Source organism: Serratia sp. BNK-23, from assembly GCF_047456145.1.
GTDB classification, from domain to species: Bacteria; Pseudomonadota; Gammaproteobacteria; order Enterobacterales; family Enterobacteriaceae; genus Serratia; species Serratia nematodiphila.
In genome coordinates this window covers 1,109,595-1,136,392 of the sequence record NZ_CP179900.1, presented here as the reverse complement: position 1 = coordinate 1,136,392, position 26,798 = coordinate 1,109,595, and the positions used below count along the sequence as shown (strand labels likewise).

25 protein-coding genes, 3 pseudogenes and 1 riboswitch are annotated in these 26,798 nt (G+C 59.1%); of the genes and pseudogenes, 18 read left to right on the top strand and 10 right to left on the bottom strand.

Features of this window, described 5'->3' with window-relative positions; all coding sequences use genetic code 11:
- Positions 1–56: 56 nt before the first annotated feature.
- The 7 genes from ACMGF9_RS05375 to gutQ all read left to right on the top strand — a co-directional run bounded on the left by ACMGF9_RS05375 (position 57) and on the right by gutQ (position 5,000).
- Positions 57–605, top strand: coding sequence for a PTS glucitol/sorbitol transporter subunit IIC (locus ACMGF9_RS05375; RefSeq protein WP_004941528.1), 549 nt, complete (start codon positions 57–59; stop codon positions 603–605).
- Between the two features lie 15 nt (positions 606–620).
- A complete protein-coding gene (locus ACMGF9_RS05370; protein WP_015378750.1) occupies positions 621–1,601 on the top strand; it encodes a PTS glucitol/sorbitol transporter subunit IIB in 981 nt (326 codons plus the stop codon).
- Between the two features lie 22 nt (positions 1,602–1,623).
- Entirely contained in the window at positions 1,624–1,986 is a 363-nt protein-coding gene (gene srlB / locus ACMGF9_RS05365; RefSeq protein WP_021504438.1) for a PTS glucitol/sorbitol transporter subunit IIA, read from the top strand.
- A gap of 10 nt (positions 1,987–1,996) precedes the next feature.
- Positions 1,997–2,776 (top strand): sorbitol-6-phosphate dehydrogenase, encoded by a 780-nt coding sequence (gene srlD / locus ACMGF9_RS05360; RefSeq protein ID WP_015378751.1) that lies wholly within the window; start codon positions 1,997–1,999, stop codon positions 2,774–2,776.
- Between the two features lie 46 nt (positions 2,777–2,822).
- The gene (gene gutM / locus ACMGF9_RS05355) at positions 2,823–3,179 is read left to right on the top strand and encodes a transcriptional regulator GutM (RefSeq protein WP_004941515.1); all 357 of its coding nucleotides are present in this window, start codon (positions 2,823–2,825) and stop codon (positions 3,177–3,179) included.
- An 83-nt stretch (positions 3,180–3,262) separates the two neighbouring features.
- Positions 3,263–4,036 (top strand): glucitol operon DNA-binding transcriptional repressor SrlR, encoded by a 774-nt coding sequence (gene srlR, locus ACMGF9_RS05350; protein ID WP_414160578.1) that lies wholly within the window; start codon positions 3,263–3,265, stop codon positions 4,034–4,036.
- Positions 4,029–5,000: an arabinose-5-phosphate isomerase GutQ gene (gene gutQ / locus ACMGF9_RS05345; protein ID WP_004941509.1), complete on the top strand. Its 972-nt coding sequence runs from the start codon at positions 4,029–4,031 to the stop codon at positions 4,998–5,000. Before srlR ends, gutQ begins: the two co-directional genes overlap by 8 nt.
- A gap of 39 nt (positions 5,001–5,039) precedes the next feature.
- On the opposite strand, the gene ACMGF9_RS05340 is transcribed toward gutQ, so the two are convergent.
- The 4 genes from ACMGF9_RS05340 to ACMGF9_RS05325 all read right to left on the bottom strand — a co-directional run bounded on the left by ACMGF9_RS05340 (position 5,040) and on the right by ACMGF9_RS05325 (position 8,012).
- A complete protein-coding gene (locus tag ACMGF9_RS05340; RefSeq protein WP_033644072.1) occupies positions 5,040–5,498 on the bottom strand; it encodes an inhibitor of vertebrate lysozyme family protein in 459 nt (152 codons plus the stop codon).
- 84 nt (positions 5,499–5,582) lie between these two features.
- Positions 5,583–6,383 carry a bifunctional hydroxymethylpyrimidine kinase/phosphomethylpyrimidine kinase gene (gene thiD / locus ACMGF9_RS05335; RefSeq protein WP_048325239.1) on the bottom strand — a complete coding sequence of 267 codons (801 nt, stop codon included), beginning with the start codon at positions 6,381–6,383 and terminating at the stop codon, positions 5,583–5,585.
- A complete protein-coding gene (gene thiM, locus ACMGF9_RS05330; protein WP_015378755.1) occupies positions 6,383–7,174 on the bottom strand; it encodes a hydroxyethylthiazole kinase in 792 nt (263 codons plus the stop codon). The genes thiD and thiM overlap by 1 nt, the downstream gene beginning before the upstream one ends.
- Before the next feature lie 35 nt (positions 7,175–7,209).
- A riboswitch (TPP riboswitch) is annotated at positions 7,210–7,306 on the bottom strand.
- Between the two features lie 91 nt (positions 7,307–7,397).
- The gene (locus tag ACMGF9_RS05325; protein WP_261438558.1) at positions 7,398–8,012 is read right to left on the bottom strand and encodes a TetR/AcrR family transcriptional regulator; all 615 of its coding nucleotides are present in this window, start codon (positions 8,010–8,012) and stop codon (positions 7,398–7,400) included.
- Between the two features lie 217 nt (positions 8,013–8,229).
- On the opposite strand from ACMGF9_RS05325, the gene ACMGF9_RS05320 reads away from it, so the two are divergent.
- The 4 genes from ACMGF9_RS05320 to ACMGF9_RS05305 all read left to right on the top strand — a co-directional run bounded on the left by ACMGF9_RS05320 (position 8,230) and on the right by ACMGF9_RS05305 (position 12,006).
- A complete protein-coding gene (locus ACMGF9_RS05320; protein ID WP_004941494.1) occupies positions 8,230–8,493 on the top strand; it encodes a YtcA family lipoprotein in 264 nt (87 codons plus the stop codon).
- Positions 8,494–8,503: 10 nt separating this feature from the next.
- The gene (mdtN, locus tag ACMGF9_RS05315) at positions 8,504–9,541 is read left to right on the top strand and encodes a multidrug transporter subunit MdtN (protein ID WP_015378757.1); all 1,038 of its coding nucleotides are present in this window, start codon (positions 8,504–8,506) and stop codon (positions 9,539–9,541) included.
- A 4-nt stretch (positions 9,542–9,545) separates the two neighbouring features.
- Positions 9,546–11,510 (top strand): FUSC family protein, encoded by a 1,965-nt coding sequence (locus ACMGF9_RS05310; protein ID WP_160125859.1) that lies wholly within the window; start codon positions 9,546–9,548, stop codon positions 11,508–11,510.
- A 70-nt stretch (positions 11,511–11,580) separates the two neighbouring features.
- Positions 11,581–12,006 (top strand): GNAT family N-acetyltransferase, encoded by a 426-nt coding sequence (locus ACMGF9_RS05305; protein WP_021504444.1) that lies wholly within the window; start codon positions 11,581–11,583, stop codon positions 12,004–12,006.
- Here ACMGF9_RS05305 and ACMGF9_RS05300 read toward each other — a convergent pair.
- Complete coding sequence (locus ACMGF9_RS05300) at positions 12,003–13,226, bottom strand: MFS transporter (protein ID WP_088381850.1); 1,224 nt, start codon at positions 13,224–13,226, stop codon at positions 12,003–12,005. The genes ACMGF9_RS05305 and ACMGF9_RS05300 overlap by 4 nt on opposite strands.
- A gap of 95 nt (positions 13,227–13,321) precedes the next feature.
- On the opposite strand from ACMGF9_RS05300, the pseudogene ACMGF9_RS05295 reads away from it, so the two are divergent.
- The 3 genes and pseudogenes from ACMGF9_RS05295 to rluF all read left to right on the top strand — a co-directional run.
- Positions 13,322–13,759, top strand: a pseudogene (locus tag ACMGF9_RS05295) (winged helix-turn-helix transcriptional regulator); the annotation flags it as partial.
- Between the two features lie 42 nt (positions 13,760–13,801).
- The gene (locus ACMGF9_RS05290; RefSeq protein ID WP_370531168.1) at positions 13,802–14,605 is read left to right on the top strand and encodes an aminoglycoside adenylyltransferase family protein; all 804 of its coding nucleotides are present in this window, start codon (positions 13,802–13,804) and stop codon (positions 14,603–14,605) included.
- Positions 14,606–14,743: 138 nt separating this feature from the next.
- A complete protein-coding gene (gene rluF, locus ACMGF9_RS05285; RefSeq protein WP_021504493.1) occupies positions 14,744–15,613 on the top strand; it encodes a 23S rRNA pseudouridine(2604) synthase RluF in 870 nt (289 codons plus the stop codon).
- A gap of 138 nt (positions 15,614–15,751) precedes the next feature.
- Here rluF and ACMGF9_RS05280 read toward each other — a convergent pair whose 3' ends face one another.
- Both ACMGF9_RS05280 and ACMGF9_RS05275 read right to left on the bottom strand, forming a co-directional pair.
- A complete protein-coding gene (locus ACMGF9_RS05280; RefSeq protein ID WP_126180967.1) occupies positions 15,752–18,769 on the bottom strand; it encodes an autotransporter domain-containing protein in 3,018 nt (1,005 codons plus the stop codon).
- A gap of 194 nt (positions 18,770–18,963) precedes the next feature.
- Positions 18,964–19,278, bottom strand: coding sequence for a hypothetical protein (locus ACMGF9_RS05275; RefSeq protein WP_015378764.1), 315 nt, complete (start codon positions 19,276–19,278; stop codon positions 18,964–18,966).
- 175 nt (positions 19,279–19,453) lie between these two features.
- Between ACMGF9_RS05275 and ACMGF9_RS05270 the strand changes: the two genes are divergently transcribed.
- The 4 genes from ACMGF9_RS05270 to ACMGF9_RS05255 all read left to right on the top strand — a co-directional run bounded on the left by ACMGF9_RS05270 (position 19,454) and on the right by ACMGF9_RS05255 (position 24,242).
- Positions 19,454–20,086 carry a response regulator transcription factor gene (locus ACMGF9_RS05270; RefSeq protein ID WP_015378765.1) on the top strand — a complete coding sequence of 211 codons (633 nt, stop codon included), beginning with the start codon at positions 19,454–19,456 and terminating at the stop codon, positions 20,084–20,086.
- Entirely contained in the window at positions 20,083–21,864 is a 1,782-nt protein-coding gene (locus ACMGF9_RS05265; protein ID WP_049186735.1) for a hybrid sensor histidine kinase/response regulator, read from the top strand. The genes ACMGF9_RS05270 and ACMGF9_RS05265 overlap by 4 nt, the downstream gene beginning before the upstream one ends.
- A 161-nt stretch (positions 21,865–22,025) precedes the next feature.
- Positions 22,026–23,207: a DUF262 domain-containing protein gene (locus ACMGF9_RS05260; RefSeq protein WP_075201110.1), complete on the top strand. Its 1,182-nt coding sequence runs from the start codon at positions 22,026–22,028 to the stop codon at positions 23,205–23,207.
- A 6-nt stretch (positions 23,208–23,213) separates the two neighbouring features.
- Positions 23,214–24,242: an MAE_28990/MAE_18760 family HEPN-like nuclease gene (locus ACMGF9_RS05255; RefSeq protein ID WP_126180966.1), complete on the top strand. Its 1,029-nt coding sequence runs from the start codon at positions 23,214–23,216 to the stop codon at positions 24,240–24,242.
- Between the two features lie 254 nt (positions 24,243–24,496).
- On the opposite strand, the pseudogene ACMGF9_RS05250 reads toward ACMGF9_RS05255, so the two are convergent.
- From ACMGF9_RS05250 to guaA, 3 genes and pseudogenes are all read right to left on the bottom strand, one after another.
- A pseudogene (locus ACMGF9_RS05250) lies at positions 24,497–24,815 on the bottom strand (type II toxin-antitoxin system RelE/ParE family toxin).
- A 31-nt stretch (positions 24,816–24,846) separates the two neighbouring features.
- Positions 24,847–24,978: pseudogene (locus ACMGF9_RS05245) on the bottom strand (type II toxin-antitoxin system Phd/YefM family antitoxin); the annotation flags it as partial.
- Positions 24,979–25,192: 214 nt separating this feature from the next.
- Entirely contained in the window at positions 25,193–26,770 is a 1,578-nt protein-coding gene (gene guaA, locus ACMGF9_RS05240; protein ID WP_015378768.1) for a glutamine-hydrolyzing GMP synthase, read from the bottom strand.
- Between the last annotated feature and the right edge of the window lie 28 nt (positions 26,771–26,798).

Sequence of the window (26,798 nt, the reverse complement as noted above, 5' to 3'; positions counted from 1 at the left end):
TGGCGACAGAGCCGCCGTTCGCTCCAGGCCATAACAGTCCATTACAGGAGAACATAATGATTGAGCTAATCACCCACGGCGCCGAGTGGTTTATCGGCCTGTTTCAGAAAGGCGGTGAAGTGTTTGTCGGCATGGTGACCGGCATTTTGCCTTTGTTGATCAGCCTGTTGGTTATCATGAACGCGCTGATCAAATTTGTTGGCCAGGAACGTATCGAACGATTGGCGCAGCGCTGCGCGGGCAACCCCGTCTCGCGTTATCTGCTGCTGCCGCTGATTGGCACCTTTGTCTTCTGCAACCCGATGACCCTCAGCCTGGGGCGCTTCATGCCGGAGAAATACAAGCCGAGCTACTACGCGGCGGCCTCCTACAGCTGCCACTCGATGAACGGCCTGTTTCCACATATCAACCCCGGCGAGCTGTTCGTTTACCTCGGCATCGCCAGCGGCCTGACCACCCTCGGCCTGCCGCTCGGCCCGCTGGCGGTGAGCTATTTCCTGGTGGGGCTGTTCACCAACTTCTTCCGCGGCTGGGTTACCGATCTCACCACCAGCCTGTTCGAACGCAAGATGGGCATCCGTCTGGATCGCCAGGTGCAACTTTAATTCGTGGAGTGCAGCATGAGTGCTTATATCCGTATTGAAAAAGGCGCCAGCGGCTGGGGCGGCCCCCTGGAACTGCCGATCGAACCCGGCAAAAAAGTGGTGTACATCACCGCCGGCACCCGGCCTTCCATCGTCGATCGCCTCAGCGAATTGACCGGCTGGCCGGCCGTCGACGGTTTCAAAGAGGGCGAGCCGCCGGCGGAAGAGATCGGCGTGGCGGTGATCGACTGCGGCGGCACCCTGCGCTGCGGCCTGTACCCGAAACGCCGCATTCCGACGGTCAATATCCATGCCACCGGTCAGTCCGGCCCGCTGGCGCAGTTTATCCTCGAAGACATCTATGTCTCCGGCGTGCGCGACCACAACATCAACCGAATCGAAGCGGCAGATAGCCAACCCGCCGCCGCCGTTGCCGCGCCGCCCAAGGCGCGCGACTACGACACCAGCAAGAAGATCACCGAGCAAAGCGACGGGCTGCTGGCGAAGGTCGGCATGGGCATGGGATCGGTGGTGGCGGTGTTCTTCCAGGCCGGGCGCGACACTATCGACACCGTGCTGAAGACCATTCTGCCGTTTATGGCATTCGTCTCGGCCTTGATCGGCATCATCATGGCCTCCGGCCTCGGGGACTTTATCGCTCATGGCCTGACGCCGCTGGCCAACAGCCCGATCGGCCTGGTGACGCTGGCGCTGATCTGCTCATTCCCGCTGCTGTCGCCGTTCCTCGGCCCCGGCGCGGTCATCGCCCAGGTGATCGGCGTGCTGGTCGGGGTGCAGATCGGCCTTGGCCATATTCCGCCGCAGCTGGCGCTGCCCGCGCTGTTCGCCATCAACGCGCAGGCCGCCTGCGACTTTATTCCGGTCGGCCTGTCGCTGGCGGAAGCCAAACAGGACACCGTGCGGGTCGGCGTGCCTTCAGTGCTGGTTGGCCGCTTCCTGACCGGCGCGCCGACGGTCCTGATCGCCTGGGCCGCCTCGGCCTTCATTTATCAATAATGTGATCCCCAGGGAGACGTTTATGCACACCATTTTTCACACCACCATCACGCAGATCGGCGGCTGCGCCCGCGACGCGTTGCTGGACAACATGCTGATCACCTTCCGTGAAGGCGCCCCGGCGGATATCGAAGAGTTCTGCTTCATCCACCGCCACGGCGCAACCGCCGGCGAGCTGCAGGTGGGCGGCGTGATGGAACTGGCGCAGCGGCGCTACGCCATCACCGCCGTCGGCAGCGTCGCCACGCAGAATCTGCGCGAGCTGGGCCATATCACCGTGCGCTTCGACGGCGAAGCCGAAGCCGAATTTCCCGGCTCGATCCACGTATCCGGCCCGACGCCGACCGATATCCCGTTGGGCAGCACGCTGTCATTTATCGCATAAGGAGTAGACCATGTCTGAAGTAGCTGTAGTGATTGGCGGCGGCCAAACGTTAGGCGCCTTTTTGAGCCACGGGCTGGCGCAGGCCGGTTATCGGGTGGCGGTGGCCGATCTGAACGCCGACAACGCCAGTCTGGTGGCACAGCAGATCAACGAAGAGTACGGCACAGGCAGCGCCTGCGGTTTTCAGGCCGACGCCACCGACGAGCAGAGCGTGATCGCGCTGGCGGCGGCGGTTGACCGGGCGTTCGGCCAGGCCAACCTGCTGGTGTACAGCGCCGGCATCGCCAAGGCGGCACCGATCACCGATTTCCCGCTGGGCGACTTCGACCGCTCGCTGCAGGTGAACCTGGTGGGCTATTTCCTCTGCGCCCGCGAGTTCTCGCGCCTGATGATCCGCGACGGCATCGCCGGGCGCATCATCCAGATCAACTCCAAGTCCGGCAAGGTCGGCAGCAAGCACAACTCCGGCTACAGCGCCGCCAAGTTCGGCGGCGTGGGGCTGACGCAGTCGCTGGCGCTCGATCTGGCGGAGTACGGCATCACCGTGCATTCGCTGATGCTCGGCAACCTGCTGAAGTCGCCGATGTTCCAGTCGCTGCTGCCGCAGTACGCGCAAAAACTGGGCATCGCGCCGGATCAGGTGGAGCAGTACTACATCGACAAGGTGCCGCTGAAGCGCGGCTGCGACTACCAGGATGTGCTGAACACCCTGCTGTTCTACGCCAGCGACAAGGCCTCTTACTGCACCGGCCAATCGATCAACATCACCGGCGGCCAGGTGATGTTCTGACGCCACCGGCGCCCCCTTCCGCGGAAGGGGGCGTAAGGAGAACCCCATGACACAAGCTTTGATCGCCTTCGCGCTGCTGGCCTGGCTGCTGCAAATCGCCTTCGGCTGGTGGCAACTGCAGCGCTTCAACCGCGCCTTCGACGGTTTATGCCGGCTGGGCGCCGTCGGCGTCGGCCGTTCCGGCGGCCGTTTCCGCCCGCGGGTGGTGCTGGCGCTGGCCTTCGACGCCGATCGGCGGGTGTGCGGCAGCCTGTTGCTGCGCGGCCTGACCGTTTTCGCCCGGCCCCGCCCGCTGCCTCATTTGCACGGTTTGCATCAGCGGGATTTGCGCCCAGATGTGATCTTCCCCGAGGATCGCGCATGCCAGTCTGCACTATCGTTAGCGATTGAACCCAAATCGTGATATTTTCACATTAAAAGACATTACCTTTCATAGTGAATTATTCAGCGAGGGGAAATGCCCAACTCTTGTGAACGGGAATCGCGATGAAACCAAAGCAGCGGCAGTCCGCTATCCTTGAATATCTGCAGCGGCATGGCAAAACGGCAGTGGACGCCCTGGCCGAGCATTTCTCCACTACCGGCACCACCATCCGCAAGGATCTCACCCTGCTGGAAGAAGAAGGCGAGGTGATCCGCACCTACGGCGGCGTGGTGCTCAGCCGCGACGACGGCGATCAGCCGATCGACCGCAAAACCCATATCAACACCGAGAAAAAACGCCAGATCGCCAGCGCCGCCGTGGCGCTGATCGCCGACGGCGACTCGCTGATCTTCGACGCCGGCAGCACGGTGCTGCAGATGGTGCCGCACCTGGCACAGTTCAACAACATCACGGTGATGACCAACAGCCTGACCATCGTCAACGCGCTGGTGGAGCTGGACAACGATCAGACCATCCTGATGCCCGGCGGCACCTACCGCAAAAAATCGGCCTCGTTCCACGGCAGCCTGGCGGAATCGGCGTTTCAGCAATTCAGCTTCGACAAGCTGTTTATCGGCGCGGACGGCGTCGATCTCAACGCCGGCGTCACCACCTTCAACGAAGTGCACAACGTCAGCAAGGCGATGTGCGAAGCCGCCAGCCGCATTATTCTGTTGGTAGACTCCTCGAAATTCGGCCGCAAGAGCCCGAACGTGGTGTGCGAGCTCAGCGCCGTCGATACGCTGATCACCGACCGAGACATCAATCCCGATTACCTCGCCGCCCTGCAGGCGAAAGGCATCAATATTATTCTGGTAGGAGACCCCGATGAGTAACGCCAACGCCCTGCTCGCCTTTGCCCGCGAAACGCTGGAGATCGAGCTGACCGAAGCGCAGCGCCTGCTGGCACGCCTAGATGACAACTTCGTCTGCGCCTGCGAGCTGCTGCTGAACTGCCGCGGCAAAGCGGTGATTTCCGGCATCGGCAAGTCCGGCCATATCGGCAAGAAGATCGCCGCGTCGCTGGCCAGCACCGGCACGCCGTCGTTCTTCGTGCATCCGGCGGAGGCGCTGCACGGCGATCTCGGCATGATCGGCGCCGACGACGTGGTGGTGTTCATCTCCTATTCCGGCCGCGCCAAAGAGCTGGATCTGATCCTGCCGCTGCTGGCGGAGAACGGCATTCCGGTGATCGCCATCACCGGCGGCAAAGAGTCGCCGCTGGCGCTGGCCGCCGCCTGCGTGCTGGATATCGGCGTTGAGCGCGAAGCCTGCCCGATGGGGCTGGCGCCGACCTCCAGCGCGGTCAACACCCTGATGATGGGCGACGCCCTGGCGATGGCGCTGATGCGCCAGCGCGGTTTCAATGCGGAAGACTTCGCCCGCTCGCACCCGGGCGGCAGCCTGGGGGCGCGCCTGTTGAACCGCGTGCATCACCTGATGCGCACCGGCGATCGCCTGCCGCGCGTGAGCGAAAGCGCCAACGTGATGGAAGCGATGCTGGAACTGAGCCGCACCGGGCTCGGGTTGGTGGCGGTGTGCGACGCGCAGCAGCGGGTAGTGGGCGTATTTACCGACGGCGACCTGCGCCGCTGGCTGGTGAAGGGCAACAGCCTGCAGGATCCGCTCAGCCCGGCGATCACCCGCCCCGGCTATCGGCTGCCGGAGCAGTGGCGCGCCGGCGAAGCGCTGGAAGCGCTGCACGAACAGCACATCAGCGCGGCCCCGGTGGTCAACATGGACGGCGTGCTGGTGGGGGCGCTCAACCTGCACGATCTGCATCAGGCCGGCATCGGCTGATCAACGCCGGGGGCGGCATCGTCAGCGCCCCCGGTCAGATCATTTCCAGTCGGGATTGTTCTCGAACTGCTGCTTAAGCAGCGCTTTCATGTCGTCATCCGGCTTGCCGAGCCACTGGTACTTGGCGTATTTCTTCGGATGATCGACGGCTTCCGGCCGATCTTCCACTTCCACCCGCACGCCCCAGGCCTGGGATTTGTCCGCGCTGAACGCCACGATCAAAAAGTTGTTGCCGCAGTCGTGCGGCTTGCACAGGTTGCCGACCAGATACTCTTTGCCCTTCCAGCTCAAGTTTTGCGCCGGCGTAGAGGTGCCGACGCCCTTGCGCGCCCAGCCCGGCATCCGCGCCTGGCCTTTGACCATGTTTTGCCAACTGGCCTGATACCCCGGCTGCTGAATCAAATCCGACGTGGTGACGATCTGCTGGGCAAAGCTGCCCGCGCTGAAGCTGAGCAGTGCGCCGAAGAGGGCGCAACGCAGCGCCTGGTGTCCCGTCATAGTCCTTCTCCCTAGGTTAAATCAGGTTTCGCCCATAAAACCGGGCCTGAACTAGTCAGACCACGGTTGCGGCAAAAAGTTGGCTCACCACCAGGCGTGAAAATGATGCACCGGCCCAATGCCGTGCCCCACTTCCAGCGTATCCGCCTGTTGCAGCGCTTGTTGCAGGTAGTCCTTGGCGGCGGCCACCGTGGCCGCCCAGTCGGCATGGCGCGGGCGCAGCGCCGCCAGTGCAGCCGAGAGCGTGCAACCGGTGCCGTGGGTATGGCGGGTGGCGACGCGCGGCGCGGTAAAACGCTGCTCGCCTTCGGCGGTAAACAGCCAGTCCGGGCTCTCGCTTTCGCTCAGGTGGCCGCCCTTCATCAGCACCGCCCGGCAGCCCATCGCCAGCAGCGCCCGCCCCTGCTCGCGCATCTGCGCTTCATCTTCCGCCGGCGCGCACGCCAGCAGCGCCGCCGCTTCCGGCAGGTTCGGCGTAATGATCGACACCAGCGGCAACAGCTCGCGCCGGATAGACTCTACCGCCTCCGGCGCCAACAGCGGATCGCCGCTTTTCGCCAGCATCACGGTATCCAGCACCACAAATTCCGGCCGGTAATGGCGCAGACGTTCGGCCACCGCCTGCACGATGTCGGCATTGGCCAGCATGCCGATCTTGACGCTGTCGATGCGCACGTCGCTGAACACCGAGTCCAGCTGCGCGGCGACGAACGCCGGATCGATGTAATACACCGACTGCACGCCGCGGGTATTCTGCGCTACCAGCGCGGTGATCACCGAAGTGCCGTAGGCGCCAAGCGCCGAGAAAGCTTTCAGATCGGCCTGAATGCCGGCGCCGCCGCTGGGATCGGTGCCGGCGATGGTCAGCGCGTTAATACGTTTCATCACAGATCCTCCCCGCGCAGTTGATACAGGGCGTCGAGGAACGCCGGCGTAAAGCTGCCCGGCCCGGCGGCCTGCCTGGCCGCGAGGCCGCCGCAGTGTGACATCACCCGACAGGCGGTCGCCACGTTGTCCAGGCGATCGCCCGGCAGGGCGCAAAACGCCGCCGCCACCGCCGACAGCGCGCAGCCGGTGCCCACCACCCGCGTCATCAGCGGGGAGCCGCCTTCGATCGCCCAGTCGCGTTGGCCGTCGGTGACGTAATCCACCGCGCCGGTGACCGCCACCACCGCGCCGCTGCGCCGCGCCAGCTCACGCGCGGCGGGCAATGCCGCCAAGGAATCGTCGCCGCTGTCCACGCCGCGGCCGCTGGCCAGCAACCCGTTGAGCGCCATGATTTCCGAGGCGTTGCCGCGTATCGCCGCCGGTTGCTCGTCCAGCAGCTGTTTAGCGAAGGCGGTGCGGTAGGAGAGCGCGCCGACCGCCACCGGATCCAGCGTCCAGGGCTTGCCGGCCTGATTGGCGGCGGCCACCGCCGCCCGCATCGATTCGGCGCGCAGCGCATTGAGGGTGCCGACGTTGATCAGCAGGCCGTCGGCCAGCGCGCTGAACTGCGCCGCCTCTTGCGGCTCCACCACCATCGCCGGGGAGGCGCCGAGCGCCAGCAGCACGTTGGCAGTCAGCGATTGCACCACTTCGTTGGTCAGGCAGTGGATCAGCGGAGGCCGCTGTTGGAATTGGGTCAGGCAGGCCGCGGCGCGGGCGCCGGGTAGTGCATCAGGTCGAGCGATCATATTCCTCCCAACCGGCGTTCAAGAAGGCGGCGCCGGTTGAGCGGCCGTGACTTCCCTACGCTGGCATTATCCAGATCAGGTAATACGGGTATTTCTCAGCCTTCACGCAGAAGGGCACCCCGAGTCATGAAAATCAATAGGTTGTGATCAACGTTGCGTTAATCCCTGCAGGGGATCATGCCAGCGGCGGCGCGGACAAACAAGCGATTAAATTGGCTCGCGCCTAAGCGATGCTTCCCTCTTTTCCCGCCAGATACAGGCTCAGCACGCCGGGCAGCTCCGCCAGGGTAAACGCCACGTTCTGCGGCGCCGTTTTGAAGATGTGGTGCAAGGTGCCGGCCACCAGGCTTTGCAACAGCCGGGTTTGCTGCAGGAGCTCCGCTTCGGCGGTCTCGGGGCGGCGCAGCTGCAGCACTCGGGCGATCAGCGCCAGGAAGCTGGACTTTTCATCCGGCAGGTTCATTTCCCGCATCACCGGCAGGTAGTCGGCGTGCTCGCGCAGGTACTGCGCATAGGGAGAAAACAGTCGCTGGATCACCTCTTCAGCGGAGAGGCGCCGCCACTCGTCGTCGCTGGCCAACGCCATGTCGCGCACCAGCGCCTCGATCGATTCGGTGTGCCGATCCGCCAGCGCCTTGATCACCGCGTGGCGATCGGGAAAAAAGTGATACATCGAGCCGATGGAGGTTTTGGCGTGCTTGGCGAGCCGCTGCATGCTGAGCGCCGCCAGCCCGTCCTGCGCCACGATCGCCGCCGCCGAATCCAGAATGGTTTGTACGCGTTGCCGCCCTCTTTCCTGCTGCGGCTCCCGCCCGGTGATGTGTTCGTCGATTTGCATATTCGTTTCTGCCCGCTGTCATCAACGCATTATACCCATTTGCCGCCGCGAAGGCAGGGTGACACAAAAAACTAGATTAACTCCTCTAGTTTAGAGTAGAGTATTTATTCTAGTTTCTCCTTGCGCAAGCGTGGGGAAGACAAACAGTGACCTCACTCACTGAAAAAGAGTCATTCCATTCGGCCCGTCGACCAAGCCAATCGCCAGAGAAAGCCCTATGCCCGACAAAAAACTGCTTATCACCTGCCTGACCGCGCTGCTGCTCACCGGGTGCTCACCGGCACCGTCCATGGTGGTGTTCGGCGCTTCGTTCCCCGACTGGCTGTTTTGCCTGTGCGGCGGCGTGGCGGGCATGGTGGCGATCCACCTGCTGCTGCGCACCCCGGAAAAACGCGCCTGGCTGGCGCCGCAGCTGCTGACGTATCCGGCGCTGACCGCGCTGATCGCCATGCTGACCTGGTTACTGGTTTTCCCCCACTGAGACTGACGCCATGACCCAACCACAAACCTCCAACAAGCGCAGACTGCTGGTGCTTACCATCCTGGCGTTGACGCTCATCGTGGCCGCCGTCGTCGTCTGGCGGGTGGAAAACGCCCCCACTACCGACGATGCCTACGCCTATGCCGACACCATCGACGTAGTGCCGGAGGTGAACGGCCGCATCGTCGAGATGCCGATCCGCGACAACCAGGAAGTGCGGCAAGGCGATCTGCTGTTCCGCATCGATCCGCGCCCTTACCAGGACGCGCTGGCGGCCAGCGAAGCGCGCCTGATCACGCTGAATGAACAGATCAAACTGACGCAGCGTTCGGTCAACGCGCAGCAGTACAACGCCGAATCGATGAACGCCATCGTCAAACGCTCGCAGGCGCTGGTGGCGCAGGCGACCGACACCCTCAACCGCCGGCAGAAGCTGCTCGGCAAGAACTACGTTTCGGCGGAAGAAGTGGAAACCGCCCGCACCTCCCAGCGCTCGGCGCAGGCGGAACTGCAGGCCGCATTGCTGCAGGCGAAACAGGCGGAAGCCGCCGTCAGCGGCGTCGAAGCCCTGGTCGCGCAGCGCGCCGAAGTGCAGGCCGACATCGCCATCGCCAAGCTGAATCTGGAATTTACCGAGGTGCGAGCGCCGTTCGACGGCCGCATCGCCTCCCTGAAAACCACCGTCGGCCAATATGCCTCCAGCGCCAAACCGGTGTTCACGCTGATCGACACCCGCCACTGGTACGTGGTCGCCAACTTCCGCGAAACCGACCTGAAAGGCGTGCATCCCGGCGTGCCGGCCACGCTGTATTTAATGAGCGACGCCGGCCAGACCTTCAGCGGCAAGGTAGAGTCGGTCAGCTACGGCGTGCAGCCCGACGACGGCGGCAGCGTGCTGGGCGGGCTGCCCAACGTGTCGCGCAACATCAACTGGGTGCACGTTTCTCAGCGCTTCCCGGTCAAGATCGCGGTAGAGGCTCCCAACCCGGCGCTGTTCCGCGTGGGCGCTTCGGCGGTGGCCAAGCTGAACCTGCGCCATGAAGAATAAAACGATGTCTCGCGGCTGGCTGTCCCGGTTGATCGACGAGCTGCGCCCTTCGGACAGCCGCATAAACCTGGTGATCCGCGCCCTGCTCTCCAGCGCGATCGCCATCGTGATCTCGCAGACGCTGCAGGTACCGTGGCTGGCGCTGTCGCTGATCGCGGTCTTCTTTATCACGCAGTCCAATATCGTGATCACCCGCGCGATCGGTATCCTGTTTTTCGTCAGCTCCACGCTGGCGATCGGCGCCGCTATTCTGGTGCTGAAGTTCACCTACGACTACCCGATGCTGCGCATCTTGCTCTCCAGCGCGCTGTTTTTCCTCAGCGTGTTCCTGATGCGGGTGACCAAGGTTGGGGTGCTGTTCTTCCTGATGGCGCTGGTGGTGATCTACACGCAAAGCTTTGTCGATCTCACTCCGCAGGCGGAAGTGGTGATACGACTGGTGCTGTGGGTATGGGTGGCGATCAACTACGCCATCCTGCTCACCCTGATCGTTAATACCCTGCTGCTGCCGGCCGAACCGCTGAAACAGCTAAAGGGTCGGATGAACGCGGTGTTGGACGAAACCCGCGCTATGTTGACCAACGGCGGCGAGACGCGCGATCTGAGCGCCATCTCCCAGCACGCCACCGAGCTGCATAAGCTGCTGCGCTTTTCGGTGATGCGCAGCGATCGCTGCCGCGCCAACGAGCCCGGTTATCTGGCGCTGATCACCCTGGTGTTGCAGCTCAATATCCTGGCCTACCAGCTGCCGCCGGCTTTCGGCGCGGCCGCGCGTCAATTGGCGCAAGAGATAGATGCCGCCTGCCGCGCACTGCAAACCGCGATAAGCCACGAAAGCGCACTGCGATTTTCCGTCGCGATCGCCGGCAGCGACGATCCGCAGGTGCCGGCGCCGCTCAATGAAATGGCCAGCCTCCTGCAGGTCTACGCCAACCGCAGCGACTACGCCGACGCCCTGCAGGCCGCGCCGCCGCCGAAAGTGCCCTTCTTTACCCCCGACGCCCTGACCAACCCGGTTTACATCCAGTTTTCGTTGAAAACGCTGCTGACCGTACTGGTCGCCTACGTGTTTTATACCGCCGTCGATTGGTCCGGCATTCATACCATCATGCTGAGCTGCCTGATCGTGGCGCAGCCCAGCCTCGGCGCCACACAGCGGCGGGCGCGGCTGCGTCTCGGCGGCGCGGCGATCGGCAGCCTGCTGGCGCTGATCTCGGTGGTGTGGATCATGCCTCACCTCGACAGCCTCGTCGGCTTGCTGCTGCTGACGCTGCCGGTGATCGCCCTCTCCGCCTGGATCGCCGCCGGCTCCGAGAAAATAAGCTATGCCGGGGTACAGATCCTGTTCACCTTTTCCCTGGCGCTGCTGGAAAGCTTCGGCCCGGTCACCGGGCTGACCGAGATCCGCGATCGCCTGATCGGCATCGTGCTGGGGGTAGGGTTCGCCACCTTCATTCACGCCACGCTGTGGCCGGAATACGAAGGGGAGTCACTGCGGCAGCAGGTTGCCAACGTGCTGCGGGAACTGTCGCGCTTCCTCGGCGGCGAGAACACAAACGCCATCGGCATCTGGCAAAAGATCGAGGGCTGCGAAGCGGTAGTGGCCCGGGTGACGCTGGAGCCAACCTGGCAGCTGGCGGACGATAACCATGAAAGCTTCACCCGGCATATCCAACTGATCTTTAACCAGACGCGCAGCCTGTTGCTGACCAGCGAAAAGCTCAACACCTATCTGGCAGGCAGTGGCGCGGCGCTGTCCGCGCAGGAACGCCAGGCGCTGTTCGAGGTGCAACGTCAGGGCGGGCGCGTTCTCGCCGAGTATGCGGCGCAGCTTTCCCGTGCGCCGCAAGCGTTGCGGGCGCCCGACTTTCATCCACCGTTGGCCGCCCTGCACGCCGACACCGTGCGCCACCTGGCTCAGGAGCTGAGCGACGGGGTCAATCGCCTGCCCGCCTGGGGCGACGCCTAGCATTTTCCGTTTGCGGCCATGCACGCCCGGCGCCATGCGCTATAGTGAGCAAAAACCACCGGGAGATGCCATGCAAATAAGACCTTACCAAGAGGCCGATCGCCCCTTCCTGCGCACGCTGTACCTGGCGTCGCGCAAGGCGGCGTTCGGTTGGCGCGATACCTCGAACTATCAGTTGGAAGATTTCGACCGCGCGACGCTGGGCGAAGCGATTTGGGTGGCGGAAGACGGCGGCGTGCTGCTGGGATTCGTCTCCATCTACCGCGAAGACAACTTCATTCATAACCTGTATGTCGATCCCCATCAGCCGCCGCGCGGCGTCGGCAGTGCGCTGCTGCAAGCGGCGCAAGCCACCTTCACCGCCACCGGCTCGCTGAAATGCCTGGTGAAGAATGAAAAGGCGCTGACGTTCTACCGCAAACACGGCTGGCGCATCATCTCCACCGGCAACGACGGCGAAGAAGATTATTACCTGATGCACTCACCGGCACGCTAGCTCTTACCCGCCGCATCCGTCATCCCGCGCAGCGTCAGCCGCCAAAACAGCAGCGCGCTCAGGCTGACGCCTGCCCCCAGCCAGCAGACGCCGCTCCACCCCGCCCAGGCGTACATATGGGTGCCGGCAAAGGCGCCCAGCCCGCTGCCGACGGCGTAAAACAGCATGTAGCAGCCCACCAGCCGGCTATGCGACTGCGGGTGGGCGCTGAAGATCATGCTCTGGTTCAGCACGTGGATCGCCTGGCCCGCCAGATCCAGCAGCACAATGCCCGCCACCAGCCAAACCAGGCCGCTGCCGAGCAAACCGAGCGGCAGCCAGGCCAGCGTCAACAGCAGCAGACACGCGCCGCTGGCCACCTGCCCCAGCCCGCGATCCGCCAGATGCCCGGCGCGCACCGCCGCCAGCGCGCCCACCGCGCCGACCAGGCCGAACGCTCCCACCGCGGCATGGGTGAAGTTGAACGGCGGCCGGCTCAGCGGCAACACCAGCGAACTCCAAAAGAGGCTGAAAGCGCCGAACATCAGCAGCGCCAGCATGCCGCGAATTTGCAGCGTGCGGTCACGCAGCAACAGGCTCAGCATTGAACGCAGCAGCGCGGGATAACTCAGCGTGCTGGGCGCGGTGCGCGGCACAGGCAGCAGGCGCGACAGGATCGGCAGCAATACCAGCGTCACTCCGGCTGAGAAGAAGTACACCGTGCGCCAGCCGCCGACGTCCGCCAGCGCGCCGGAGAGAGTGCGCGCCAGCAACAGCCCCAGCACCACCCCACCCTGCGCCGCGCCGACCACCCGCCCGCGCTCCTGCGGCGCCGCCAGGGCCGCAGCGAATGCGATCAGCCCCTGCGTCATGGCGGTGCCCAGTAGCCCCACCAACAACATCCCCGCCAGCAGCCAGGGCGCGCTGTGCGCCCAGCCCACCAGCAGCAGCGCGCCGATCAGCCCCAGCTGTTGCCCCGCCAGCAATCGATGCCGGTTCAACCGATCCCCCAGCGGCACCACCAACAGCAACGCCAGCGCGCAGCCCAACTGAGTCACGGTGATCACCATGCCGACCGCCGCCAGGCTGATGGAAAAATCACAGGCAATGGCGTCCAGCAGCGGCTGCGCATAATAAACGTTGGCCACGCTAAAGGCGCTGGCACCGGCCAACAGCAGCACCAGGGCGGCCGGCAGGCGCCCCAGCGCCGCACAGGGAGGATCCAGCAGTTTGTCGCTCATCGCACACCTCAATCTGGTTTCATAATTAAACCTAATGAACTTTAGATGCGGAGGTTTTATAATGCAACCAGAATATATAGCTGGAGATAAACGCCGTGAAACGTAAAAGCCTGGAAGACGCGCCGTGCCCGGTAGCGCGCACGCTGGATGTGATTGGCGACTGGTGGTCGCTGCTGATCGTGCGCGACGCCTTCGACGGCGTCACCCGCTTTAGCGAATTTCAAAAAGGGCTGGGGATGGCGAAGAACATTCTTGCCACCCGGCTGCGCGCCCTGGTGACGCACGGCGTGCTGGAGATCGTGCCCGCCGCGGACGGCAGTGCCTATCAGGAGTATGTGCTGACTGAGAAAGGCCGCGCGCTGTTTCCGGTGATCGTTGGCCTGCGCCAGTGGGGGGAAGATCATCTGTTCGCCGAGGGAGAGGCGCACTCAACGCTGGTGGAAAGTGACAGCGGCCGCACCGTGCCGCGCCTGACACCGATCGGCAACGCCGGGCAGACGCTCACCCCGCTGAATACCCGGGTGGTGAAGGTGGGGGAACGCTTTGAGCCATCTTTTAACAATCCCCAATTAGCGATAAAAGAAACACTTCCAGCCGAAATCGCCGCACAGATCGACGCCGCATACAATGTGCTGACAGAGCAACTCGGCGAGACACTCTTGGGCATCCATCTGTATGGATCTGCGGTCGATGGCGGTCTTAAACCCAACAGCGATATCGACATCTTGGTCGTCATCAGCAAGCCGCTGATGTCAACCACTCGGGCCGCCCTTATGAAAGCTTTGCTGACCGTGTCGGCTCCGCCAGGTGCCGACAGTATTTTTCGCCCGCTGGAAGTCACCGTGCTGGTACAGACCGACATCAAACCCTGGCGCTATCCGCCACGACGTGAGCTACAGTTTGGCGAATGGCTGCGTGAAGAGTTGCTGGTGGGAATTGTCTCCCCCGCCACCTTGGATCCTGATGTGGCGATCCTGCTTACCAAAGCCCGGCAGCATCATCGACATCTGTTCGGCGCCTCCTTTGAACTCCTGTATGACAGCGTCCCTCGCAGCGACTTCATCGCCGCGCTCACCGATACCCTGAGTCAATGGAACGAACCTGATGACTGGCATGGCGACGAATGCAACATTGTGCTTGCGCTGGCGCGCATCTGGTTCAGCGCGGCAACCGGTCGGATCGCCCCCAAAGATGTGGCCGCCGAATGGCTGCTGGCACGCTTGCCATCTGAACACCAGCCGGTACTTAGCACCGCGCGGCGAGTTTATCTCGGACAAGCGATAGATGACCTGTCTCAGCATCAGCAGCCGTTGGCGGCATTCATCGGCTATGCCAAAACGACGATCGCAAGTCTATTGACGACAACAGCATCGCAATAAGACGCAGGCCTGTCGACACCACTTATCGTCTGCACTTTTTGATGCAGGGACGGATTTTGTTCATAGCCGCCGCCTCCTGCATGATTCGCTTCGCAGCGCCATCCGGGTAATGTATAGTCCGCGTTTTACGGAGATCCCATGCTGACCAACTCATCCATTCGTTTGAACAAATACATTAGCGAGAGCGGCATCTGCTCACGCCGCGACGCCGATCGATACATCGAACAGGGCAACGTTTTCATCAACGGTAAACGCGCCACCGTTGGCGCCCAGGTATTTGCCGGCGATGTCGTGAAGGTTAACGGTCAGCTGATCGAACCGCGTAACGAAGAAGATCTGGTGCTGATCGCGCTGAACAAACCGGTCGGCATCGTCACCACCACCGAAGACGGCGAGCGCGACAACATCGCTGACTTCGTCAACCACAGCAAACGTATCTTCCCGATCGGCCGTTTGGACAAGGATTCGCAGGGGCTGATCTTTCTGACCAACCACGGCGATCTGGTCAACAAGATCCTGCGCGCCGGCAACAATCACGAGAAAGAGTATCTGGTGACGGTCAACAAGCCAGTGACCGACGAGTTTATTCGCGGCATGGGCGCCGGCGTGCCGATGCTTGGCACGGTGACCAAAAAGTGCAAGGTGAAGAAAGAAGCGCCGTTCGTGTTCCGCATCACGCTGGTGCAGGGGCTGAACCGCCAGATCCGCCGCATGTGCGAACACTTCGGCTACGAGGTCACCAAGCTGGAACGCACGCGCATCATGAACGTCAGCCTGAAAGGCTTGCCGCTGGGCGAATGGCGCGATCTGACCGATGACGAGCTGATTGAACTGTTCAAGCTGATTGAAGGCTCCTCGTCCGAGGCCAAGCCGGCGAAAAAAGCCCCGGCCAAATCCGCCGCGGCGAAAAAGCCGAGCGCCGGCGGGCCAAAAAGCGCCGACAAAGCCGCTGCGCCGGCCGGCCGCAAGCGCTTTACCCAGCCGGGGCGCAAGAAAAAAGGGCGTTAAACGCCTTCCCCCGTTCAGCCCGCCGTTGCGCGGGCTTTTTTATCGTGAAAGTCAGCCACAGGCCGCCACTGAGTTCTCACCATAAAAAAGGCCCGCATCATGCGGGCCCGTCGGTACCAGAGAAGTCTAGAGGGAAAATCAGAACGACCAGCGCAGGTTGGCGTTGACCGAATTAACGCGGGTATCGGCGCCGAATTGCCCCTGATAGCCGACATCCAGCGTCGCAGCGCGCGACAGCTTCACGCTCACGCCGATATCGCCCACCATCACGTTGTCATCCACGGCCTGGCCCTGCGTGACGAACGCGTCGCTGCCGGCAAACGCCATGCGCGATGAGGTGTTCTTATCGCCGTAGGCATGTTGCCAGCCGAGCGAGCCGTAAAGGCTGACGTTCTTCGGCAGTTCGGTCACGCCGCGCACCCCGAGCGTGGAGTAGAAGGTGTTCATCGTTTCATTGCGCACGCTCAGCGCTGCCGCGCCACCCGACTCCTGGAAGCTGTCGGTATGCAGTCGGATGTAGCTCAGGTTGATGAACGGTTCGACGTTCATCTCCGGCTGGCCGAAACGGTAACCCGCTTCGGTGAACGCCAGCAGCGAGTTGGCGTCGTAATCCGACTTCAGCCGATCCGAGAAGCCGCTGAAATCGACGTTGCGCTTGCCTTCAATCTTGTGCCAGGTGTAACCCAACGCGCCGCGCAGCGAGAACGCATCCTGCTGCCCGGCCGCATACAGGCCGAGATGGTAGTTGTCGGTATCGGCCTTGGAGCGGCGGCTGTCGACGTCATAGTCGCCGCGGCTGTAACCGAAGTAACCGCCGATGCGCACGTTATGGTCCGCCAGTTTGCGCTCCGCCCCCAACAGGAAGCCGGTGGTGTTGCCATCCAGCTTGCCCACGTTGCCGTTGCCGCTGTTTCTGCCCCAGGAACTGAAGGTCTGCCCCCAGACGCCGCTGTTTTGCGCCGGCGCCGGTTGCACCAGCGACATCGCCAACGGCGGTACCGGCAGACTGTCGTTGTCGAACAGGCGCAGCATGCGCTGGTTCAGCACATTGAACAGCTGGGTGCTGCCGGCGATCAGGTTAGACTGCATCGACGGATAGACTTCGCCGGACAGCTGATTGAACGCCTCGCGCGCTTCCGGCGCGCTCAGCAGCAGCAGCGAGTTGTACAGCGCCAGCGAAGGTCCGCTCTGCGTCAGCGTCGAGAGCGCGCCGGCGGTATTCCACTGGTTGCCGCTCTCGGCCACCGTTTGGAAAATGCCCGGCTTGCCGCTGCCTGGATTCTCGCCCCCCGGATTTTCCCCGCCAGGGTTTTCTCCGCCCGGGTTCTCGCCCCCTGGATTCTCACCGCCTGGGTTTTCTCCGCCCGGATTCTCACCGCCTGGGTTTTCCCCGCCCGTGTCTTTCTGCGCGATGGTCAGATCGACGGCGTTGGCGCTGTGGTTCAACGCCACATCGAGGAAGGCAGACTTGGAGACCGCCGCCGCGAACTGGCCGTCAATGCCGCCGTCCGAGGTCAGAATGCGGTAGCTTTGGCCGGTTTTATAGCTGGTTTGCGGATCCAGCGCCGTCACCTGCACCTTGGCCTGATCGCTGATGGTGGTTTTGCCCGCCACCAGCAGCTGGTCGCTGCGGCCGTCGCCGGCGATATCGACGTCATAGAAGGATTCGCCGATAAAGTTCAGGTAGCGTTTCAGCGTCAGCGTGCCGATATTGCCGTCGCCGGGCGAGATATGGCCGCCGGACTGGATCTCGGTCTGGCCCAGCGTGCCGTTGCCGCCCAGCGTGCCGCCGGCCTTGATCGACGCGGCGCTGCTGTAGCCCAGCCCGTTATTGACGTCGGTACCCGCCGTCGCGTTCAGGATCAGCGTGCCGCCGTTCTCGGCGCCGAGGGTTTGGATCTCGAAGATGTCGTCTTCTTTCTGGGTATTGATGTCGCTGGCGATGATGAGTTTGCCGCCGCGCGCGGTGACGTTGGCCTGCAGCCCAGTGAGATCGCCGTTCAGCGTCGTGTGCCCGGCGGTGTTGATCACCTCGCCTTCGCCGCTCATCTTGTTGCTGAAAACGTAATTGCCGTCGGTATGGTTAAAGTACACATAGCTGCGGAACAATCCGCCCCGCAGGGCGATCGCCGTCTGGGCATCGATGGTGCCTGCGGCGCCCGCCGCGCCGAGCGTCGGCTCGGTCAACCCGGTGCCGGTGTCCATATTGCCGCGGCTGCCGATAATCAGCGCGCCGCGGTTCGAGCCGGAACCGGTCTTGCCCAGCACCACTTCGTTGCCGCCGGCGGAGAATGTCCCGCCGTCCATGACCGCCAACACGCCGTTGCCGTAATCGCCGACGTTGACGCTGCTGCCGCTGGTAAAGCGCGAGCCGTTGCCGGCGACCACCAGCTCAGCGGTTTTACGCGCGCCCGAGACGCCCGCCACCTGGATGTTGCCGACGTTGACCGCAGCGCCGTTCAGCACGTCCAGATCGCCGTAGAGCGTGAGCGCACGGCCGACGTTCCACTGGGAATTGGCCCCGGTGACCGTGGCTTTCGGGCTCAGCGTATCGCTCTCACCCGGCCCGCTGCCATTGCCGATGCGCGCGTCAAAAGCGGTGCTCAGCACCGCGCCGTCTTCGATCGCCAGCGTGGATCGTGCCCCTAAATCGGTGCCGACACTGAGAAAATTGCTGGTGACGCGAGAACCGGCGCCGGTGGCGATCAGGTGGCTGTCGTAGCCACGGGTGGTGCCGACCACGATCTCTTTCGCGCTGGCCAGCGCGCCGTCTTCAACCCGCAGCGTGCCCCGCCCCAGATTCAGGCCGCCGCGCAGCACGAACTGATCGTTCACCGCGTTCAGCTCGGCGTTCGGCCCGCGAACCGTGACCACGCTGTCGTGAATTTGGCCGTTGAACATCCGGCCGATATTGATGTTATAGGCGCTGATCTTGCCATTCTCGATCAGCAGGTTGCCGCTTTGATTACGGCCGACGTAAACGTCCCCGGTGTAGGCCAATGATTCGGTAATTTTTGAGTCGCCGTCAAAAATGGCATCGTCTGCGCGAGCGAGATCGGCGGGCGCCAGCATCAACAACGGCGCGGAAAATAGAGCGAGGTAAAGTTTGGAAAGCGGTGTTCTAACCGCTAAAGGATGCGATGTTTTGTCATTCACGGGCTATCTCCGTACTCGTTAGCGTGATGTCGCGAAATTTATTGTTATAGGGAACTCAATACACTAGAGGAGAAGTGAGGCGTTATTTCGCGCACGCCGGTTTAGTGATCGTCGAAGCAAAAGCTTATTGCCCCCCGGCGCTGACGCTCCGACGATGAAAAACCAGGAAGCGGTAATACCGCCCCCAAATCGAATTATTTATGCGTGACCACCGGTGTACAGGTCGGCGCGCTCAGCGACGGCGAGGAACCTAAAATTCCCGGCATCATCAGCGACGAGCAATCGAAAATGCGGCCTTTTTCCGTGGTGGCGCGATATGAAAGTTTTTGGCCGCCCAGCGCATCCGGCTGTGCGCCATTGACGTTGGTCACGGTAATTTCGTCCGACGATCCCAGCCCCAGCATTTTGGCGGTTTCCGCCTGCAGTAATGGAATGGCCTGATCGGTTTTCAAGGTGGAACAACCGGCTACCATCATCGTAACGGTTAAAGCGATAAGTGGTTTCTTCATAAATTATCCTTTATAACCAATCAGTTAAAATTACCGATTGGCTTTATGTTTTCTCTTATCCAAATCCTCGAATAATATATTTCCCTTTCCTAAACGAAAAAACCCTCCTAAAGTAGGGAGGGTTGATAATAATTCATCAGACCTATCTGATATTTGAAGGCGAAAGGAGAATCCTTTGGGGCAGGATTATGCGTTGGTCGTTGATGACCATCCATTGGTAGCAAGCGGCATCGCCAATTTTCTCAGCACGCATTGCCGATTCAAACAGGCGCATGTGGTGACCAATGAAGAGAATTGCTACCGCCATATTAGGGAAAATGGCCCACCGCGTTTACTGGTGATCGATTTTTGGCTTTCTTCCGGTACAGCGTTGAAATTACTCAAAGAAGTAAAGCAACTTTACCCTCAGGTGCGGATCTTGGTGGTTAGCGGCGACGAGAATAACGATATCTGGCAGAAAGTGCACACTGCCGGCGGGCATGGATTTGTATTAAAAAACGAACCGCCTGAATTATTCGCCAGGGCGGTTTTTGCGCTGAATAACAATCAGGATTGGTTCCCTGACGGTAATGAAACCTGCATTAAAAGCCATCATGAGCACTTAAATAAATTCAATTTAACGCCGAGGCAAATCGACGTATTAACTATGATGCTGCGCGGCCTGCCAAATAAAAGAATTGCGACGCAACTGTCTATTTCCGAACCCACCGTCAAAGAACATATCAGCAATATATTGAAAAAGATCGGCGTCAACAGCCGGGTGGAAGCCATCACGCTGTTGCACGGCAAACGGGATCCGTCGTCATGAGGTTTTTCCAGCATTTACAAAATGATGGCATCTCCCCACGCGCGCAGATCCGCCTGCTGGACAACACCTTCATGCGGCTGGTGTTCAGCTTTACCGCCGTGCCTTTCGTCGGCATCCCATTCGCCATCTGGATTTATTTGCTGGGGGATGAACTTGGCCCAACCATTGCCTGGATCATGGTTTACCTGCTATGCGCCGTGGCGATCAGAATATGGCATCGGCGCTACCTGCATGAGGCCAAAGAAAATGATGAAGACGCCGTGCTGCGCCGCTGGCTGCCGCGCATTAATAAGGTGGCCTTTATTCACGGCTTGGGGATCTCCTTACTCTATTTAATTACCCCGCAGACCCATAACTTTGACTTTTTTCTGCTGCTCAATATCAGCATCGCCGCGATCGTCGCCGCCAACGCAACGCACCTGACGCCGGTCATCAGCACCTTTACCCGCTTTTTCTTCGCCTCCTGGGGGCTGCTGAACCTCGGCATCATCTGGCGGCTGGAAGACGTGATGTTCATCGTGCTGATGCTGAACTTGCTGTACGGCTTCGCCATTTACCGCCACGCGTTAACCTCGCATGCGTTCTTTATTCAGCAGGCGCTGCTCGAAGAACAAAGCTCGCGCCTGGCGGAGCAGTTCCGTCAGGCCAAAGAAGAGGCGGAACAGGCGCTGCTGGATAAGAACCAATTCCTGACCACCGCCAGCCACGACCTGCGCCAGCCGGTGCACGCCATGGGCTTTCTGATCGAGGCCATCATCCACAAAAACCGCGACGACAGCCTGACGCCGCAGCTGCTGGATCTGCAGCAGAGCGTGCGTTCGGTGCATTTGATGTTCAATTCGCTGCTCGATCTCAGCAAGATCGAATCCGGCAACGTGCGCACCGCCGCCACCCATGTGGATATCGGCGCCCTGCTCGACTCGGTGGTCACCCTGTTCCGCGAAGAGGCCAACAGCCGCGCCCTGGCGCTGCGCACCTGGCGCCCCAGACGGCGTATCAGCGTGATGGGCGATCCGCTGCTGGTGCGGCAATCGCTGATCAACCTGATCCAGAACGCCCTGCGCTACACGCAACGGGGAGGCGTGCTGATCGCCATCCGCCCGCGCGGCGCCGAGTGCCTGGTGGAAGTGTGGGACACCGGCGTGGGCATCGCCGACGAAGAGAAAAGCAAAATCTTCTCCCCTTACTACCGCCCCGAGCTGGCGTGGAAAATCGACAGCGCCGGCCACGGGCTGGGGCTGGCGGTGGTGGCGCGCTGCGCCAAGCTGATGAAGGTGAAGTACGGCATGCACTCCGTCGAAGGCAAAGGCTCACGCTTCTGGATGCGCTTCACGCAATACATCGGCGAAGATAAAGCGCCGGAAACCGCCGCCGCCTACGGCAACACCGCCACGCCTACCCGCTATGCACCGCTGCGCGGCGCCTGCCTGGTGGTGGACGACGATCCCTTGGTGACCTCCGCCTGGGAGAGCCTGATGAGTACCTGGGGCATCACCGTGCGCTGCGCGGCCTCCGCCGAGGAAGCCTTCGCCATCGTCGATAGCGGCTTCACGCCGTTCGCCGTGCTGTGCGACCAGCGCCTGCGCTCCGGCGAGAGCGGCTTCGACATCCTGCAGGCGCTGTTCGAACGCCTGCCGGACGTAAGCGGTGCGATGGTCAGCGGCGAGTTCAATTCACCGATCCTGCAGGAGGCCGAGCAGGAAGGCTATCTGGTGCTGCGCAAGCCGCTGGAGCCGGCCAGGCTGCATGCGCTGCTGACGCAGTGGGTAAGCAGTTAGAGATCTATAGATCTTTAAGGCGAGGTTATTTCTAGAATAATTAGTTGAGTAGCAATATTAATTTAATTATAAGATTTTTACCCACACCAAAATAATAGTATGGTATAATCGAAGAGTGTCTCACTTAAAGTAAAAATCACAAACAAACATAGGATTTCAACATGATTTTAGAAGCAGAAATAAAAATGTGGGAAAAAGAAAAAAAACAAAGATCTACGGCGACAACTGACGCAGAAATAGAAGCAAAGTATGATACAAAATCAGAAAGAATTGTCACTGAGACAAATAGAGAAAAGTTACCAAACTTTTATGAAGCACTGAAAAAACCTGATTATATGAACACCCGACCGTTTTACCAAAGACGCTCTAGGTGGACACCAAAACTTCAATCCAGACTTATTGAGTCTATACTGATTAACATTCCCATCCCACCCCTATTTGTTTATGAAATCCGTTCAAACGTGCATGAAGTTATGGACGGACAGCAAAGAATATCAGCAATCAAAGCTTTTTATTCAAATGAATTAGTCCTTGAAGGGCTGGAACGGTGGCCAGAACTAAACGGTAGAACATACAGCAAACTGCCTAAGGCAATACAAGATGGTATTGACCGCAGATCTATAACGTGGATATCTGTCCTTCGTGAGTCAACCGAAAACGAAGAAGAAGCAATGCTTCTAAAACAGCTTGTCTTCGAACGTCTTAATACAGGTGGTGTAGAATTAAGCCACCAAGAAATCCGCAATGCACTTTTTTCTGGTGAGTTTAATGATGCTTTACTCGAACTTTCACGCTTACCTGAACATAGAGATGCTTGGGGATTACCTCATTTTTCAGCATCCGAAATCCAAGGTTCACCAGCTTATCTAGATGATTCGTCTTTCTATAAAAAAATGGAAGACGTTGAAGTTATATTACGGTTTTTTGCCCTTAGAAACTCAGAAAATTACCAAAAGGGAATGCGAGGGTTCCTAGATTTATATATGCTAAAGTCAAAAATATTTTCAAGTCATGACATAGATGAGTTGAAATCAATATATACTAAAACAATTTCAACCGCATTGAAAATTTATGATGATTATCTTTTCCGAGTTTATGATCCCGAAAAGGAAAAATGGTTAGATTCTAAGCAAAAGGCCTTTGCTGATGCTGTCTTAGTTGGTATATCAAGAAATATTGAAAAGTCAGATTTTTTAATTTCGAATAGAGAAAAAGTTATTGAAGCAACTCGTAATATGTTTTCTCAAGTTGAAGAAGGATCATTAACTGGCAGAGGGAACACAAAAAGAGATGTAATTAAAAGAATTGATACCGTAACTGCTCTACTAGACAGCATAGGATAAATCCCCATGCCATTTACAGCACTAACATCTCTAGAAGACCAAATTTCTCAAATAAAATCTATTGTAGAAATAAATGAAGAAGTTAGGAATAGTATTAGCAACGATTCTCATCCCGTTTCAACTCCAATTGATGAATTATATTGGCGTCGTTATGATTACTGCTCTGCAATATTACGTTTATACTCTAGTTTTGAACGTTTTATCATTGACTCACTTCAAAAATGGTTAGACTGGATAGTTAAAAATAAACTACCTATCTTATCACAATCAGATAAGGCAATTTCCCGCTATCGCTACGGTGTAGGAGAAATACTAAAACGCTCAACTGAGTCAAGATTTTCAAAAATAAACATCACAGCACTAGTAAATAGCCTAACTGCTCTACATAATAACCAAGACACTCATCTTGGGATAGACCCTATATTTGCGACATCACCAAACTTGAGATTTAATGATGTAATTAGCGCACTAGAATCCCTTGAACTTATAGGTGCATCTGAATGGCTAAACGCCTTTCCCCCTCTTAAGGAAGGATGTGAGACATCAGACACGACACCAGAGAAATTCTTAAAAGAACTTGTTGACCGCAGAAATGAAGCAGCTCACGGAAATAAAATGCCGGATGAATTCTGGTCAGTAACATTAATAAAAGATGCTGCATCACTAGTGCTATCTTTAGCCACAGCAATAGCAGAGTTTATTGTTTACAACATGATCTGCATTGTGGAAAGAAACCCTATCATAAATGGCAATAAACTAGAATTACCCAATATTGGGAAAATCGGTGAGGTATTCAAAAAGCATAACGCATTTGTTATCTGCGCCAATAAAACTGGGTTATGGAAGGGAATGAAAATCCTTGTTGTAACAAACATGAGATGCTATATCGATATCTTGGTGTCAATTCAATTAAATGGAAACTCAGCTTGCGCATGGATGGCGACTAAAAATGAAGAAATAGGTTTATGTACAGAAATACTCCCACATAAAAGTGCAAGGCTGTATAGTCTTGATGAAATGGTTTGTTTTCAATAAAACTCTCGGTAAATAGATATGTACCTAGCCCACTAGGCATTTACGTAGGATTCTCTGATGTCATTGCCAACATGCATCCAGAATACCAGTAAAAGCCCGCAATTAAGTGGGCTTAGGGATTATTTTAGGCCATTCATCGCCAGAGTAGTCCGGTTCCCACTCAGTGATTCAGAAAACACCCAACATTTTTTTAACAATTTAAAAACACTCTCTTTTGATTTTTATTATTGCCAGGCAGCACATATTGAGGGTTATCAGGCCATGATCAGACGCTTAAACAACAGCTGCTGGATATCCTGACGATGTGACAAGATAGCATGGGCAGTCACGGTGGCTACTTCTACGGAATACAGAACCCGGTAACCTTCAGCGTGATTAAACTCCCGGTACTTTGCGCAGCCAATCTTCAGTAGCTCAGGGCAAATCTGGCATCCCTGTGGAAACTGGCCAACGATGCGCTCAAACTGAGTGAGAATGTCTGCGATAACCGGGCATGGCTCAAAGGAAACCCGCTATTGTGTCGATGCAGTGCTTTACCGTAAGCGTATACTCAAATGTCACCGACGGTTCCATTGCAATCCCTTAATGTTGCGCACTGTAATGCTTAAAGCCCATCCAACAGCTGTTCCTTCGAGAACACGCGCCCTTCCGCTTTATCCTTCTCTGACAGCTTCAGCAATTTCAGCAGAGCAATGGCGTTCTCTCGCTTCTGCTGCTCATAGGATTCTATAACGTAGTTGATGGTCTCTACTTTCATTATGCCCCCTGGTGCTACCAATCATACCAAGGTCCGAACATAGGCCATATTTCGACCACAAACAATGTTCGGCTTTACCCAAGGCTGGAAGCATGGCAGAAAAAACATGACCATATAAAGAAAAACCCTCTGTAAAAACAGAGGGTTTTAGTCACTAAGGCCTGGTTACTAACAGGCTGCAGGAAGTGTCAAATCACTCCCACTCAATCGTCGCCGGCGGCTTGCCGCTGATGTCGTACACCACGCGGGAGATGCCGTCCACTTCGTTGATGATGCGGTTGGAGACGCGGCCGAGGAAGTCATACGGCAGATGCGCCCAGTGCGCGGTCATGAAGTCGATGGTTTCTACCGCACGCAGGGAGACCACCCAGTCGTATTTGCGGCCGTCGCCCATCACGCCGACCGAGCGCACCGGCAAGAACACGGTGAACGCCTGGCTGACTTTGTTGTACAGGTCGGCTTTGTGCAGCTCTTCGATGAAGATGGCGTCGGCGCGGCGCAGCAGATCGCAGTACTCTTTCTTCACTTCGCCCAGCACGCGCACGCCCAGACCCGGGCCCGGGAACGGGTGACGGTACAGCATGTCGTACGGCAGGCCCAGTTCCAGGCCAATTTTGCGCACTTCGTCTTTGAACAGCTCTTTCAGCGGCTCGACCAGGCCCAGCTTCATCTCTTTCGGCAGGCCGCCCACGTTGTGGTGCGACTTGATCACGTGCGCTTTGCCGGTGGCGGAAGCGGCGGATTCGATCACGTCCGGGTAGATGGTGCCCTGTGCCAGCCATTTCACCTGCTCTTGCTTGCAGGCTTCTTCGTCGAACACTTCAACGAACACGCGGCCGATGATTTTACGCTTGGCTTCCGGCTCGTCCACGCCCGCCAGTGCGGTCAGGAAGCGGTTTTCCGCCTCAACGTGCACGATGTTCAGGCCGAAGTGGTCGCCGAACATTTCCATCACCTGCTTGGCTTCGTTCAGGCGCAGCAGGCCGTTGTCGACAAACACGCAGGTCAGGCGCTTGCCGATCGCGCGGTGCAGCAGCATCGCGGTCACGGAGGAGTCAACGCCGCCGGACAGGCCGAGGATCACGTGGTCTTCACCCACCTGCTCGCGGATGCGCTCAACCGCATCTTCGATAATGGTGGCCGGCGTCCACAGGGCTTCACACTGGCAGATGTCCAGTACGAAGCGCTCCAGCATGCGCTGGCCCTGACGGGTGTGGGTCACTTCCGGGTGGAACTGCACGCCGTAGAAGCGTTTTTCTTCGTTGGCCATAATGGCGAACGGGCAGGTGTCGGTGCTGGCAACGGTCACGAAGTCGGACGGGATCGCGGTCACTTTGTCGCCGTGGCTCATCCACACGTCCAGCAGCGGTTTGCCGGCCGGGCTGATGGCGTCTTCGATGTCGCGCAGCAGCGCGCTCTCGTTGACGATTTCCACCTGCGCGTAGCCGAACTCGCGTTCGTTGGAGCCCTGCACATGGCCGCCCAGCTGCATCGCCATGGTCTGCATGCCGTAGCACACGCCCAGCACCGGCACGCCGGCGTTGAACACGTAGTCAGGGGCGCGCGGGCTGCCGGCTTCGGTGGTGCTTTCCGGGCCGCCGGACAGGATGATACCGCTTGGGTTGAATTCGCGGATCTGCGCTTCGCTAACGTCCCAGGCCCACAGTTCGCAGTAAACGCCGATTTCGCGCACGCGGCGGGCGACCAGTTGGGTGTATTGCGAACCGAAGTCCAGTATGAGGATGCGATGCTTATGGATATTTTGTGTCATGTGAGGCGAATTCCAGCAACAAGAGAAA